Below are 14895 nucleotides of genomic sequence, written 5' to 3'. Positions count from 1 at the left end.
CTTGCGCGCTTCCCCCCCCTAACGAGATATCAGTGATTAATGCATTCTAAAGCTCGTAGCAATAAGGCTACGAATAATAGAAGGAATCCAACATGTCAGGATTTAAAGATGGCTGCCAGCCAACTCAAGATGATTTAGACAACCGTTCTCGCCAGCTAGACCCAGAGCACGATGCTTATTGGCAGTCTCGCGGTGAGGACAGTCGCCCAGAAGACCAAGAGGCATAACAATGAGCAACAAAAACAACTGGCCAACTAAAAACGGGACAAGTAATCCTTCTGGCGGCGGTCGAACAAACAACCCACCACGTAAATAATTACGCTAAAGCTGCTAACTTAGGCAGCTTTTTTTTGAAATATTCAAAGTAAAGAGCATAACGTTCCGCTGAGAATGTGCTCTGAAACTCCTCCGTCCACGGTTTCATTCTCGGGTCTTTCAATCGCTTATCTAGGCCAATACAAATCATAGCCACTAACACAATAGGTAATACATAGCTATCAGCATCCATGTTCTCAAAAAACTGTTTTAACGTACTACTAGTAGGGTGTGTTTTCCCTGAACGCCACTCTTTCAAAGTTTTAGTTTGTGCTTCGAACATTGTAGTTGCATGCTCGCGTTCTTTATCTCTTTTTATCGGAATAAATTTAGCGAGCTGATAATCGCTATAATTGCTTAGCCCTCTTAAATGATTTAGAAGCTTACTGAGGTAGGTTACACCCTCTTGCTTAAACACATGAGCAAATAACCCATGCTCATATTTTGACATGAGGTTGGCGTTTTCGAGAATGGTAAAATCGAGCGTTGCCATAAGTGATAAGTGGAAATCATAGAACCAATATTGAATATAAAGTCTATTCGTACAGTTCTCTTGTCGATGTATATCATCACTTGCTACTAGTCGAAGTATCTCTTTCTGCTCTTCCTTTGACAGTAACGTTTGAGGTAACGCCAATTTGTAAAATGATACGAGTAACTCAGTTTGATTATCTGTGGTTAGCTTAGGGCTGGTATCAATGAAATGTTTAATTGGCTGATAAAGCTCATTTCTATGGTAAAGAAAAGAATGCAATGGCTGAATATCAATGTTTGAATTCGCATGATTAAAGGTGAGGAGCGGCGCGCGCCACGTGTGAATCACTTCCGTCGCTCTGTGGGATTTGGGCAGTTCCTTAAGATACTGAAGCAACCCATTTTTAAACAGAAACCTCAATATTGGCCAAGACGCACGGCGGGCTGTTTTCCCAGAAATACCTTTACTTCCTAGGCTATCTAGAGTGCGAGGAGACATTTTGAAGTCTGTCGATAACAGCTCTTTAAAGATCCTAGCTTTAGATCTGGCAGAGATACCAAAGCCTAAAAAACGTGCGAACTCATCGATTGATGGAAAGTAGATAGTATTAGGAGTAATTGGCTTTAATGTCACCTTTTCCTTCATTATCCCTATGCCTTTTGCTTATAAAAAATGCAGCCAAAGAGGTTAAGTTAAACCACTGTACATCAGATTTTTTACATTAGAAAATTTTGGTAAACTGAAACATGCTATTTTAGTGAATAACATCTAGTCTAAGAAACTTTGGGGCAAAAATGCGCTAGAGCACACAGCAAAAAGGCAGCGAAATCGAATCTTCGCTGCCTTTCTAGTGTGATACTTTTATTCCTAAGTATTACACTTTAATACTTAGTATGAGACTTTATTACTCTCCTAAAGCCAAACAAGCCAATCGTTTGATCTATTACCACGGTGCAAGCTTGGGCTAGATTACGCGCTACAAGTTAAAGTGCTGGAGTGCGGCATGCGCAACTTCTTCACCAAACTCTTGAACGAAATGACCCGCATCGGGCACTTCTAGGGGGGCAGGGCAGCCATTGATGACACTTTGCATCCAGCCCATAACGGCAGGCCCAAGCATTTTGTCTTTCATGCCAACAGCCATAAAGGTTTCGCCTGACCACTTGCCCCAAAATGCCATCGCCTCGGTGGAAATATCGACACAAGCCTTGTCTGGATTAGCTACCATCTTTGGCATCTTACGTACAGCTGCTTGATAAGTCCCGTCAGGAAATGGCACGGCATAGGCTTTCGCCTCCTGCTCATCTAAAGTCGGTGCATATTTTTTCATGAAAGTATCTAGCGTAAGCTCTTGAGGTTCGATGATGTCTTGCTTCCACTCTAGAAAGGCTTCTTGGGTAGTCGGGCCAATCAAAAAGCCTGTATTCATGATCAGCAAGCGACTAAAGCGGGCTTGCATAGCTTGCGGCAGTGTGAGGCCAAGCAGGCCGCCCCAGTCTTGCACCACGAGAGTAATATTGACTAAATCGAGGTGCTCAATCAGCTCTATCAAGTAGTTGCGATGAAACTCGAACGTATGTACATCTTCAGATGCCGGTTTGTCTGATTTACCGAAACCAATCAGATCGGGAGCAATAACGCGAGCGCCCGCATTGACAAAAACCGGGATCATCTTGCGATATAGGTAACTCCACGTCGGCTCACCATGCAATAACAGAAAGGTCTCTGATGAGTTAGGGTCACCCTCATCAAGATAGTGACCGCGTATCCCTTCATAGCCAGGCAGCTCCTCAACATAGTTTGGCTTAAATGGGTAGTCTTTGAGATTGTCGAACTGAGAATCTGGTGTGCGAAGTACTTGTGTCATCATTGGGTCCTCTCGAGCTGACTAGGTCATCTGACCTAGTTATTGAAGGTTTAGGTCAGTCGACCTAGTATGTCAATATCAGGATTGAAAAAGCGGCAACACACCAACTGGCTAGCACGAGTGATGACAGAGAAAAAATCAAAGGCTGACAAAATCTTAGATGTGGCTATTGAGCTACTTAAGCAAGAGGGCGATTTTGCGCTGACCATGCGCAGGGTAGCTTTGCAAACCGATATGTCGCTTAGCAACGTGCAGTATTATTTCAAAACCAAGGATGAGCTGTTGACCTCAATGGCTGATCGCTATTTTCAACAGTGTCTGGCTGAGTTGGGTGAATACCCTTGCATTGACTCTAGAGAAGGACTTCACCAGTTTATCCGTGAATTGCTTGTTCATGGGCATGAGCTCTCCGATATGTGTCGGATTTTTCGTGAGTACTGGGCGATTTCGACGCGCAACAGTGTCATTGATGATTACCTAATGAACTTCTATCAATCGTTAGTCAACGTGGTGAGTGATATTCTCCGGCCGCTTGCGCACGATGAAGCAAGCCTTACGCGAACGGTATCGATTTTAGTCCCATTTGTTGAAGGCTACTCAATCACGGCAAGGGCACTGCCCCGAGACCTAGATAGCATGGTCGCCTCGATTGAGGCGCTGTTATGGGATCAACTGAGCTCGGCATCTGATTGAGTCTAGTTTTGCGACTATGCGGTGAACAAATCCACGAGAATTTTACTGTTCGAACAAATAAGCGTTCATCGCCAAAACTTCATTATCAATCGCGTGATGCAGACAGATTGCTTTGTGGTTGGTGCTGCTGCCTATTATCGGAAACAGCGGGGTAAAGTGCTCTTGGGTTGGGTGATTAAAGCTAAGCTCTGGCGCGAGTTCTTGATAATTAAGCAGTGCTTGTTGGTAACCCTTTTCAAGTTGCTCATCGACCCAATGGGTAAAGCGATTTACTTTGTCGGCCCGATCAGGGCTTGGTGAGGGCGTAAAATACTCAGCGAGATTATGACTGGCACCTCCAGAGCCAATAAACAGCACCCGCTCATTCCTCAATGCGGCCAACAGCTTGCCAAGATGATGATTAAATTCAGGCCCTGCTTGGGTGCTAATTGAGACTTGGACGACGGGAATATCAGCCTGTGGGTAGAGTAGTCGTAACGGAATCCACACGCCGTGGTCCCAGCCTTGCTGAGGATCAAGTCGCGCTGTAACGCCACCCTCGACTAAGGTAGAGACTATCTGTTTGGCAAGCTCTGGTGCGCCGGGAGCAGGGTAATCGAGGTGATATAGCTCTTCAGGAAAGCCATAAAAATCATGGATAACGGCGGGATTTGGATTTCCGGTAATAACAACTTCGCCATCAAGGTCGAAGTGGGCGGAAAACACGAGTATCGCATCGGGTTTAGGAAGTTGGCGACCAAGCACTTCAAGAAAACGTGCCGTATCGCTGTTGTCTGTCGCCATCAAAGGAGAGCCGTGAGAAATAAACAGGGCAGGAAAAGGTTTAGTGTTCATCTCAGGCTCTCCATATATTTAGCTAATCTGAAATCTTTAAAACTCTTTGGCTATCAAATGCTATGCGAGTTTTTTACTAACGAGTTGGTCAATCGATACACGGCCGCCGCCGATAATGGCAAGGTAGCTGGTGGCTGCAAGCAGGATAAGCGCAAACTCATAGCCAGAATTGCTGATAAACAGGCCATTGCCGATATGAACTGTCATTGCCATCGCCATTGTGAAAGCCGCCACAATCGCAGCTGGGCGCGTTAACAGACCTAGTGCCAAAGCAAGGCCGCCGAAAAACTCTGCGCTGCCTGCTAGAAATGCCATTAGTAGCCCCGGCTGAAAACCAATGCTCGCCATCCAGTTTCCGGTTGCTTCTAAGCCGTAGCCACCGAACCAGCCAAACAGTTTTTGCGCGCCATGAGCACTGAGGATAAGCCCTAATGGTAGGCGGAGTAGCAGTGGTGCAAGGCCAGCGTTTGAGCCAAAGGCAAGATTAATCAGTTTGTTGTTCATGGTGTTGTCCTTTATCGATTTCCTTGTTGGGTTAACTAAAGACTAATAGCAAACTAACTGTTGATAAATATTGGTTATGTTGAATAATTAACAACAAAATATTGTTAAAGGATTAACATGGACAAACTAGAGATGATGCGTACCTTCCTGTGTGTTTCCCAAGAAGGCGCTTTTTCTAAAGCGGCGGAAAAGTTGGATACCTCGCCTCAACTGGTGAGCAAGTATGTTGCAGCCCTCGAGCAGCGGCTGAACACTCGACTGTTTTATCGCACCACGCGTAAAGTCACCCTGACTCAGGCAGGCCAGCAATACGCCTTGCGCTGCGCGCAGATCTTGGATGATATTGAAGAGACGGAGAACCAACTTGCAGACTGGCACCAGCGTGTATCGGGGCAGTTAACTATCAATGCGCCCATGTCGTTTGGCCACCGTCATCTACCGGCCCTGTTGAGTGATTTTCAACGCCGCTACCCAGAGGTGGACATAAAACTCAATCTCACCGATCACAAGGTCGATATTGTTAAGGAAGGGGTCGATATAGCGCTGCGGATTGGTAGCTTGAAAAGCGATACCGTCATCGCCAAACGAATCGCTTCAATACGATTAGCCATTCTTGCCTCGCCCGATTATCTCAAGCGAAAAGGAGTGCCAAAGAATATCGAGCAGCTAAGCGGTCATGATTTTCTCAACTACTCGTATTCTGAGCAAAACCAATTACAGCATTTTTTAGAACTGGACCCGCGTGAGGTCGAAATACGCTCCCCAATCACTGCCAATAATGGTGATCTTTTGGTCAGTTTGGCATCACTTGGGCAAGGGATCATCATTCAGCCAACCTTTATCGCAGGTGATGCGATCAAGGCGGGGCATTTGGTGGAAATTATGCCGGAGCATACATTGCCGGATTTAGGGTTATTTTTGGTTTACGCGAATCGCCAGTTTATGCCGAGTAGGGTACGGGCTTTTATCGACTTTGCCGCGAGCTACTTTCCTCAACCACCGACTTGGGATTGCGTATAAGTGATGAGTTCAATTAAAAAAGTCACTGCGCTGTTTAAGAAACTCAATCAATGCGCGCACTCTCGCCGGCATAAGGGCTTTATCTTGATAAACGGCATAAATTGGAACCTTGAGATCATGGGCGTTGGGTAAAATTCGCACTAGAAGGCCTGACTCTAACTCTTTGTGAACCATAAAACTGGGCACAATCGCAAAGCCATGATGATGGAGCAAGAATCCTTTAACAGAGGCCGAGGTTCTTACGGAAACCTTAGGCGCATGGGCGAGCTTGAACACCCGTTGGTTAGTAGAAGTCAACGTCAACTGTTTATCGCCGTGCACAATATGGTGGCTAATCCAGTCCATTTTCAGCAGATCTTCAGGGTGTTCAAGCGGTTTCCCGGCTGCTAGGTGCTTATCAAGGTATTCGGGTGAGGTGCAGATCATATCGGTAAAGTGGCCAAGTTTAATCGCATACAAACTGGAATCTTCGAGCATTGATGACGCCCTTAACGCGATATCACAGCGAGAGTCAATTAAGTTGGTATAACTGTCACTCTCAATGATATCCAGTTTGATTGCTGGGTATTGAGTTAAAAACTCACTGAGCAGATCAATCAGGGCCATACTTGGGGTCGAGATCCGGATCAGACCGCTTGGGTTGTTTTCATCCTCTTGGATCATGTCATTAGCTTGCTGGGCAATATCTCTAACGGCGCAGCACTTCTCAAAGTAATGAGCCCCGGCTTGAGTAAGAGAAAGGGATCGCGTGGTTCGGTGCAACAGGCGAGTATTGAGAGCATTTTCAAGCTTGGTCACGATCTGCGATACCCGCGCCTTGCCCAAGTTCAGCTCTTCCGCCGCTTTAGTAAAAGATTGCTTTTCCACAACTTTAACAAAAACCATCATGTCATCTAGCGATATCATTCTTACACTGTTTAATCTCAATTAACAATGAGTTTAATTATACGCTAATTATCTCTTTAATCATTGCTATTATAGTAACTCCATCAACAGCGCCGAGTGCCGACAGAAAACCAAAGTCGTATGCAAGGCCTGTAAACCCAGATGGAGAATCCAACATGTCACAGCAAAAAATTCTAGTCACAGGTGCAACCGGTAAATTAGGTCAACAGGTCGTGAGTTTTCTTCTTGAGGACTTTAAGCTTGCCCCAAGTCAACTGATTGTGACCAGTCGTCGAGCAGAGAGTCTGCAACATCTAGCAGCGAAAGGGGTCGAGGTGCGCGAGGCTGATTTCTCACAGCCTGATTCTTTGGCAGCAGCGTTTAAAGGTGCTGATAAGCTACTGTTAATCAGTATCGATGCGTCCGGACCTCGTACACAGGCACACCTTAATGCCGTTGAGGCTGCAAAGGTGGCAGGGGTTGAGTATATTAGCTACACCTCAATGCCACAAGCGCAACAATCGCCGGTGGTTTTTGCCCATGAACACCAAGCCACTGAAGAGGCGATCATGCAAAGTGGTATTGCTTCAGCAACGATTTTGCGTAACAACTGGTATTTTGAGAATCTGCCAGAATACTTTGCAAGTATCTTTCAAACAGGTTTTTGGCTCACCTCGTCAGGGCTTGGTCAGGTAGCCGAGCTGTCTCGTAAAGACCTTGCTTACGCGGCCGCGGCTTCACTGATAAATGAGAACCAGGGTAAACGCACTCTGTCTCTAAATGGCGTTGAGTCTCTGACTCATGAGCAGATGGCTAAGCAGATTAATGAGGTATTGGGTACCTCAATCCAGGTGGTACAGCTTAGTGATGAGAATTATCAGGCCAAACTAGAGAGCTTTGAGTTACCAAAGCCCATCGTTGATTTGTGTGTCACTATGGACAAGCACAATCGCGCTGGTTACTCAGATGGTAATAGCGTTGACTTTGAAGCATTGACTGGGAAAAAGCCAATGTCGTTTAAAGCGTGGCTTGAGGTAAACAAGACTCAGCTTTTGAACTTGGTGAAATGAGTTTAACGTTTATCAGAGGGGCGCTGGTTGATTAACCTTGCGTCGCTCTGAGGTTTTGTTTGGTTGCTAGGGTATTGCCTAGCAACCAACTATCGTTCAATCATGGGCTAATTGGCGGCAACAGAATCCTTGCTGTTGTCCGTTTTTTTACTAACCCAGTATCCAGCAAGCAGCGATCCTGAGATGTTGTGCCAAACAGAGAAAATGGTGCCAGCAATGGCCGATGCAGGCGAGAAGAATTTCATTGCCAGTGCGGTTGCCAGCCCAGAGTTTTGCAGTCCAACCTCAAAAGCGATAGTGCGGCAGGTTGATTCATTAAAGCCAAGCAGACGACAGCAGTAGTAGCCAGCCGAGAGACCGAATCCATTGTGAAGGATAACCGCGAGCGCCACCATTGACCCTACCTGACTGATATTTTCAGCATTGAGCGCCACGACGATAGCAATAATCAAGACAATCGCGACCATAGATATAAGTGGAAGCACTGGGCTGATTTTTTCCACGACCTTATGGGCTAAGGTGTTGATTAAAAGACCCAAGCCAACCGGAAGCAGGACGATTTTCACCAGACTCATTAGCATGGCTGAAGTCGGGACATCGACGGTTTCGCCAACCAGTAGTTGCACCAGAAATGGGGTCAAAACCACACCGAGCAGGGTTGAAATGGCGGTCATGGTTATCGACAGCGCCACATTGCCTTTTGCTAAAAATGACATCACGTTCGATGATGTTCCCCCAGCGACACTGCCAACCAACACCATACCCACGGTTAACTCAGTATCAAAACCCAACGCGATACTGATGGCTAAAGCGGAAAGCGGCATCAGCAAAAACTGTAACAGCACCCCAACACCCACGGCCTTTTTATATTGAGCGACGTTAACAAAATCCTTTGGTAACAAGCTAATGCCCATCGCCAGCATGATGATCGTCAGCAGTGGCACGATTTGATCCTTCAAACCGATAAACAGCTCAGGCGATAGGTAGGCTGCTGCTGCAAACACCACGGCCCAAGCAGGAAAAAGCTGGTTGATTTTGTTTATCATACGATGTCCTTATCCTTAATTGATTTACAAAAAACAAGTTGTTTACTGATATTAACTCATTGGTGCGCTCGGTAATGTCGTTAATACATAACATTGATCACAAACGGTTCACTTAAGGGTGATTAGTATTTAGAGATTACTTTAACCACCAGATGACTCCAATGCTCTCACTAACCAAATCATTTACTTTAGGGGCAGTATGTTTAAGTGCTTCTTTAGGCGTAATAGCGAATGACTACGGACAAACTATCCAGATACCGATGACAGACAAAGGTATACTATGGGATAGTGAGATCACATTAGAAGCAACCCTGTATAAGCCCGAGGGTGATGGGCCTTTTCCAACTGTTATTTTCAATCATGGCTCTACTGGCGGCAATAAAGAGTTTGCTAGCGAAACGGTTAACCCTTGGGGCTTAGGAAAAGTCCTGAACGAGAAGAACATCGCCCTTATTATTCCAATGAGGCGGGGCCGGGGACGCTCACAGGGACGCTATAAAGAGCAATATACATGTGACCCTAAGGGTATTGCTCAAGGGTTAGATTATGCAATGGCGTCTTTGGATGCATCCTATCAATTTCTGTTAAAACAACCTTGGGTCGACAAACGTAAGGTTATGCTCGCTGGAAACTCCAGAGGCGGAATTCTTTCATTAAAGTACGCGTCTGAGCACCCTAATTCCTTTACCGGTGTCATCAACTTTTCCGGTGGTTGGGTAGATGATGATTGTATTAGTGATGGCATTTCACCCAATGAATCCATTTTTGCAGCATCAGGCAGCACGCTCAGCATCCCAACTCTATTTATCTATGGCAGAAATGATTCGTTTTACGCTGACCAAACAATCGAAAAATTTGTCAGCTCTTATAAGAATGCTGGCGGCTCTCTCGATTTTAAATTCTACAAACTCGGTGAAGGGGTATCTGGGCATGACATTTTCTATAGGCATTATTATCTGTGGTCATATGTAGTTGATCAGTATTTGTTAGAAATACAAATGGATGTCAATTAAGCACTCTTTTTGCAGTGGCTTCATTAGATAAAGTACCTCCTGAGAACTCTTTCATTTAATCGATTCAAACCCAAATTGAGTCGAGGCACTGACCTATTTAACTGACATAGTTTTTTAGAAAAGGTGATTTATAAAGGTTTTTGCAGAAACATAGCCGATCACCATTGCCTTTGATAGGATGAAATTTATTCTAATCGATACTGAAAAAACTATGCATGTAAGAAAAGCAAATTTAGATGACTTGCCTTACCTAGTCGAGTTTACAGCGCAGGAAGCGAAAGAAGCTGAAGGCAGTGTCAAAGTACCCAAAACGTTAGAGAAAGGGATTTTGGCAGCACTTAACGATCCGACTATCGCGACCTATTGGGTGTTAGTTGATGACAGCAATACGCCAGTAGGGAGTGTTTCTGCGGTTCGCGAATGGAGTGACTGGAATGCGGGTTATTACTGGTGGATTCAAAGTATGTTTTTATCCAAGCCTCAAAGAGGCGCTGGACGGATGTCGCTGCTTATCGAGGCTGTAAAAAGTGAAATGATCAGTCAAAAGGGGCTGGAGTTACGTTTATATGTCCATAAAGATAACCATGCAGCCATCAAAGCATACCGCAAGGCCAATTTTTCAACGTCAGATTATGAAATCATGGTTTTAGGAAATTAATTCGCGAGCAAAGTAAGTCGCATTTCACGGTTTCGAGAATAGAGTAAAGCGTCAGTAGGCTGTCCTTACGAGTTGCGCTGTAGTCAGAGGGAGGAGAGATAACAAAAAGTTATCTCTCCTCTTGCTTTTTGTTATGGCTAACAATGTTCCGTTCAAACTTACAAGCAATGATTATTGTAGGAAATTGAAGATGTGAGTCAGGGCCATTTTTCGTCAGCGCTGGATAATAGTATTGGGGCAAGCGACTTGAGGAAAGAAGTATGAGTGAATTGCCTAATATTCTGATATTTATGACCGATCAACAGCGAGGGGATACGCTTAACGATCCAAGAATTCATTTACCCAATATTCGTAAACTCATGGACAACGGACTGGCTTTCACTAATACCCATTGCCCTTCACCGCACTGTTGTCCATCGCGCGCCTCATTTTTCACCGGCCAATATCCTAGTCAACACGGTGTTTGGAACAATGTCTGTGTTCAAAATACTTTATCGCGGCGCATGAATCCTAAAAGCCGCTGTTTTTCATCGGCATTAGTCAATATCGGATATAAGGCCTTCTATGCCGGTAAATGGCATGTCTGTTATGACACTGGACCCGAGGATCATGGCTTTGAAGAGCTCTATGTTACGTGTAATAAGGAGTCTAAACAGGATCCCTCAAGCCAAGCGATGTCACCTGGGTGGGAGATGTATGCCGGGATCCCGCTATACGAATCCACTGATAGCCGCCAGAGGGGGGAGATCATCAGACCTGGTTACCCTCAGTACCTGCATTATGGCGTTGATGAAAATCCATTTAATGATCAAGATGTGGTGTATTCATCGCTCAACAAGCTCAAGGAGTTAAGAGGCAGTGAATCAAAATGGTTAATGTACATCGGTACTTTAGGCCCGCACGACCCTTATTTCGTCCCCCAAGATTTTATTGAGATGTATAAAAGTGCTGACGTTGAACTATCTGATATTCACAACGACACTATGCTGGATAAACCGACCTACAACCGAAAAGTAAAAAGGCTTTTTGACCAGTTATCCATCGAAGAGCGCAAAGAGGCGATTCGTCACTACTGGGCCTTTTGCAGCTATGAGGACTATTTGTTTGGTCAAGTAATGGACGAGCTAGAACACCATGACCTTGACAATACGATCGTAGTCTTTACCTCAGATCACGGTGACTACAATGGTGAGCATGGCCTGTGGTGTAAAGGCTTAGCCAGTTTTCGCGGCGCGTACCATATACCTTTGGCAGTGCAGTGGCCAAAGGGCATCCATCAGCCAGGTCGGCAGATAAACGATCTTATCTCCCTTGCTGATATCGCTCCAACTATTACAGACATCACCGGAACTGAGCTTGAACAACCCATGGTTGGCAAGAGCTTAATTCACTATTTCAATCAACAACAGCAAGAACCTATTCACTCCTACCTCTACACACAGACGAATGGCAACGAAATATATGGAATTCAACGTGCGGTGTTCAATCAAGAATGGAAGCTAATCCATAATACCTATGACGTGGATGAACTCTACAATCTCGCTATAGACCCTGACGAGCTGAACACCCTAGCTCAAGATCCCACCTATGCAGAGACAATGAGATCGCTGTACCGAAACCTGTGGCGATTTGCTAAAGACACTAACGACCAGAGCTTGAATCCCTATATCCTTGTGGGCATGGCGCAATATGGGCCCGCAATAGCATTCGAAGACGAAATAAGGAAATAACGATGAATCTTTGGACACTGTTTAGCTTTGTGGGATTCACTGCTCTTGTCGCAGTCATCTCTTATTACGCCACCAAAAAAGAGGACCTTAAAACCAGCGATGGCTTCTTTCTTGGAGGGCGAAGCCTCACGGGGTTATCTATTGGTTTTTCAATCTTACTCACCAACTGGTCAGCGGAACAGTTGATCGGCTTAAACGGACAAGGCTTTTCGGTTGGCTTGTCAAATATGGGGTGGGCGGTGACCTCAGCAATCGCGTTTGTAATGATGGCGTGTATCTTTCTGCCATTCTTTATTAAAAAACGCATAACCACTATTCCTGATTACATTGAGAGTCGTTTTGGCCCGCTTGCCAGAAATGTGATCGCTTGGTGCATACTCATCAATATGGCCGCGATTGCTTTGCCAACGGTGGTTTACGCCGGTGCTTTGGGTATGAGTAAAATCTTTGACGTTTCCGCTCTATTCAATGTTTCAGAGTCTGCTGCGCTGACACTATCGATTGTTTTTATCACCGTGATTGGCGGTATATATGCAATATTTGGTGGACTCAAAGCGGTTGTCGTTTCTGACACGATTAATGGTATTGGGTTCTTTATCGGTAGTATTCTTGTCTTGGTTCTTGCTCTCAGTGCACTAGGCAACGGCAGTGCCTCACAAGGAATGGTCGAGTTGGTGACTCGTGAGCCACAAATGCTTAATGCCGTTAGCTCACCAAAGGTTAACGTACCATTTGGCGCGATATTCACTGGTATGCTCTTGGTAAACATATACTGGGCTTGTACCAACCAAGTCATTATACAGCGTGCATTAGGCGCCAAGTCGGTTGCTGAAGGTCAGAAAGGAGTGTTGTTGGCAGGTATTATCAAAATTGTCAGTATTGTTATTCTTATTGTGCCAGGGATTATCGCCTATCACTTGTATGGACATGAAGGCGTCCGCGGCGATGAAGCCTACCCGCTGTTAGTTAACCGGCTACTTCCTCAAGCCTTTGTGGGTTTCTTTGGTGCAGTATTATTTGGTGCGGTGATCTCCACTTTTAATTCCACCATTAACTCCTGCTCTACGATCTTTGCCGTCAATATCTACAAACCGATCAAAAAAGGCACCGCAGACAATGCAACCTGCATTCTCGCTGGCAAATACTTTGGCACAGGCTTAGCCATTTTCGCTGCCGTTTGTGCACCTTTCATCAAGCATGCTCCTCAGGGTTTATATATGTTTATGCAGGAGTTCAATGCCTTGTTTACCGTACCTATGTTGCTGATGATCCTTGTGGGGATGGTATCAAAACGTGCCACCGCAAAATCGACCATTCCAGGGCTTGTCACCTACATGCTTCTGTACCTGTTTTTCCGCTTTGGTTACACAGGTTGGGAGCTGCATTTCTTGCACAAAACCGCGATCTACTTCGCTTGTGGCTTAGCCGTTACTGCCTATCTTACTTACAAGTACCCAGGCGACAGCACAGTGAGTGAGAAAGATGAGGCACCAGTGAATATCGAACACTGGAAACACCTGCCTATCGCATCCATCACGACCATCGTTATTATGATCGCGACGTATGCCATAGCATCACCGATTGGGGTTGTGGCACCTTTAGAAGATATTCCTAGGAACTTAACGCTTATTGCGTTGGTGTCTGTCGTTAGTATATTTGCTTTGAATACTCTTTATAGACGCTGGAGTCTCTCGCGAACCAAACGAGACAGTAAAAAGCTGGCTGCAGATCACTAAATCAAACAGAGGGCGGTAACGCCCTCATCTTCTATGAACCAAGTCCATATCTGATTTTGACAGGACGTTAAACTATCTTTATTTGAGAAGAGTGAAGGTATTTTAAGTGGACAGGCAACTTATTCATTTTAGAGAAGCGGCACTGTTTGGGTGTATCACCGAGGCTTCACTTCGACTGGGTATCTCACAACCAGCAATCAGCAAAAGTATCAAAGCGCTAGAAACTAAGTATGAGACTCAGCTCATTGAAAGACAAGGGCGGGGCATCCAACTTACTCAAGCAGGTAAGCTTTTACTGGAGCGAGTTGAACGAATTGAGCGCGAGCTTAACTCGTATCAACAAGACCTTAAGATGCTTGACGATGAACCGACACTTCTTCGTTTCGGAGCCGGACCTGCTTGGGAACCCATTATCACCCATGTTTTACCCCGTTTTTGCCTTGAGAACCCAAGTGCTCAATTGGCGATTAAGTCTGGGCCGATCAGTGAGCTCATGACCCCTCTACTGCAGGGCGATCTCGATTTTGCGCTTGGAGGTGAAGACGGTGGCCTATTAGTCAGCAATAATGAGCTTTCTTTTTCGCCCTTTACCTCGTCACATCTTTGCTTATTGGTCAGACGAGACCACCCGTTGGCTGACCAAGCCATCAATGACTTGCAACCTTTAACTCACTTCCCCTGGATAGCATTCCAGCAATCTAAACAGATCCTCAACCACATCAACCAACTACTCGAGAGGCAGGGAGCTAGCATCGTTAACTATGCGATAGAAACGGAGTTCCTTAATATGGCGATTAAGTTAGTCACAGAATCAGACTATTTGCTGTGTATTTCTAGCCATCTTGCCCGTACCATTCGCAATGACGATCTATCGATACTCAACTTAAACTACTCGATTTGGCACTATCATCTGGGGGCGTGGCATCGAGATCTCAGCCAGACCAATCCCTTGGCGGCAGATTTCTTGAGAAGATTAAGAAAGCACGTGCATTTGATGAAGTAGTGAAGTGAGGCTAGTGAGCCTGAGACATGATGTGCATATTACAAGG

At 45.4% G+C, this 14895-nt stretch carries 15 protein-coding genes; 9 read left to right on the top strand and 6 right to left on the bottom strand.

Annotation, left to right across the window (positions count from 1 at the left end; all coding sequences use genetic code 11):
* The first annotated feature begins 92 nt into the window (after positions 1-92).
* On the top strand, positions 93-227 hold the full coding sequence (locus ACSTTG_RS21830) for a hypothetical protein (protein WP_438476302.1): 135 nt from the start codon (positions 93-95) through the stop codon (positions 225-227).
* A gap of 89 nt (positions 228-316) precedes the next feature.
* Here ACSTTG_RS21830 and ACSTTG_RS21825 read toward each other — a convergent pair whose 3' ends face one another.
* Both ACSTTG_RS21825 and ACSTTG_RS21820 read right to left on the bottom strand, forming a co-directional pair.
* Positions 317-1435, bottom strand: coding sequence for a hypothetical protein (locus tag ACSTTG_RS21825; RefSeq protein WP_438476301.1), 1119 nt, complete (start codon positions 1433-1435; stop codon positions 317-319).
* A gap of 331 nt (positions 1436-1766) precedes the next feature.
* Positions 1767-2657, bottom strand: a complete 891-nt coding sequence (locus ACSTTG_RS21820) for a haloalkane dehalogenase (protein ID WP_438457556.1) — start codon at positions 2655-2657, stop codon at positions 1767-1769.
* Positions 2658-2780: 123 nt separating this feature from the next.
* Between ACSTTG_RS21820 and ACSTTG_RS21815 the strand changes: the two genes are divergently transcribed.
* Positions 2781-3350 (top strand): TetR/AcrR family transcriptional regulator, encoded by a 570-nt coding sequence (locus tag ACSTTG_RS21815; protein ID WP_438457555.1) that lies wholly within the window; start codon positions 2781-2783, stop codon positions 3348-3350.
* Positions 3351-3392: 42 nt separating this feature from the next.
* Here the strand turns inward: ACSTTG_RS21815 and ACSTTG_RS21810 are convergent, their stop codons facing one another.
* Entirely contained in the window at positions 3393-4184 is a 792-nt protein-coding gene (locus ACSTTG_RS21810; protein WP_438457554.1) for a DODA-type extradiol aromatic ring-opening family dioxygenase, read from the bottom strand.
* A 60-nt stretch (positions 4185-4244) separates the two neighbouring features.
* Positions 4245-4688 carry a DoxX family protein gene (locus ACSTTG_RS21805; protein ID WP_438457553.1) on the bottom strand — a complete coding sequence of 148 codons (444 nt, stop codon included), beginning with the start codon at positions 4686-4688 and terminating at the stop codon, positions 4245-4247.
* A gap of 117 nt (positions 4689-4805) precedes the next feature.
* Between ACSTTG_RS21805 and ACSTTG_RS21800 the strand changes: the two genes are divergently transcribed.
* Positions 4806-5708, top strand: a complete 903-nt coding sequence (locus ACSTTG_RS21800) for a LysR family transcriptional regulator (RefSeq protein WP_438457552.1) — start codon at positions 4806-4808, stop codon at positions 5706-5708.
* 9 nt (positions 5709-5717) lie between these two features.
* On the opposite strand, the gene ACSTTG_RS21795 is transcribed toward ACSTTG_RS21800, so the two are convergent.
* Positions 5718-6614 carry a LysR family transcriptional regulator gene (locus tag ACSTTG_RS21795; protein ID WP_438457551.1) on the bottom strand — a complete coding sequence of 299 codons (897 nt, stop codon included), beginning with the start codon at positions 6612-6614 and terminating at the stop codon, positions 5718-5720.
* 155 nt (positions 6615-6769) lie between these two features.
* Here ACSTTG_RS21795 and ACSTTG_RS21790 point away from each other — a divergent pair, with 155 nt between their 5' ends.
* On the top strand, positions 6770-7663 hold the full coding sequence (locus ACSTTG_RS21790; protein ID WP_438476300.1) for an SDR family oxidoreductase: 894 nt from the start codon (positions 6770-6772) through the stop codon (positions 7661-7663).
* A 107-nt stretch (positions 7664-7770) separates the two neighbouring features.
* Here the strand turns inward: ACSTTG_RS21790 and ACSTTG_RS21785 are convergent, their stop codons facing one another.
* The gene (locus ACSTTG_RS21785) at positions 7771-8709 is read right to left on the bottom strand and encodes a bile acid:sodium symporter family protein (protein ID WP_438457549.1); all 939 of its coding nucleotides are present in this window, start codon (positions 8707-8709) and stop codon (positions 7771-7773) included.
* A 161-nt stretch (positions 8710-8870) separates the two neighbouring features.
* Here ACSTTG_RS21785 and ACSTTG_RS21780 point away from each other — a divergent pair, with 161 nt between their 5' ends.
* The 5 genes from ACSTTG_RS21780 to ACSTTG_RS21760 all read left to right on the top strand — a co-directional run bounded on the left by ACSTTG_RS21780 (position 8871) and on the right by ACSTTG_RS21760 (position 14849).
* Positions 8871-9722: a dienelactone hydrolase family protein gene (locus ACSTTG_RS21780; protein ID WP_438476298.1), complete on the top strand. Its 852-nt coding sequence runs from the start codon at positions 8871-8873 to the stop codon at positions 9720-9722.
* 178 nt (positions 9723-9900) lie between these two features.
* Positions 9901-10380: a GNAT family N-acetyltransferase gene (locus ACSTTG_RS21775; RefSeq protein WP_438476296.1), complete on the top strand. Its 480-nt coding sequence runs from the start codon at positions 9901-9903 to the stop codon at positions 10378-10380.
* Positions 10381-10640: 260 nt separating this feature from the next.
* On the top strand, positions 10641-12110 hold the full coding sequence (locus ACSTTG_RS21770) for a sulfatase-like hydrolase/transferase (RefSeq protein ID WP_438476294.1): 1470 nt from the start codon (positions 10641-10643) through the stop codon (positions 12108-12110).
* Positions 12111-12112: 2 nt separating this feature from the next.
* The gene (locus tag ACSTTG_RS21765; RefSeq protein WP_438476293.1) at positions 12113-13846 is read left to right on the top strand and encodes a solute:sodium symporter family transporter; all 1734 of its coding nucleotides are present in this window, start codon (positions 12113-12115) and stop codon (positions 13844-13846) included.
* Between the two features lie 106 nt (positions 13847-13952).
* Positions 13953-14849: a LysR family transcriptional regulator gene (locus ACSTTG_RS21760; RefSeq protein ID WP_438476291.1), complete on the top strand. Its 897-nt coding sequence runs from the start codon at positions 13953-13955 to the stop codon at positions 14847-14849.
* The last annotated feature ends 46 nt before the right edge of the window (positions 14850-14895 follow it).

The sequence above is a fragment of the Vibrio glycogenivorans genome (genome assembly GCF_051660965.1).
Classification (GTDB): domain Bacteria; phylum Pseudomonadota; class Gammaproteobacteria; order Enterobacterales; family Vibrionaceae; genus Vibrio.
Note: the sequence above shows the minus strand (reverse complement) of the source record. Positions and strands in the feature narration are given on the sequence as shown.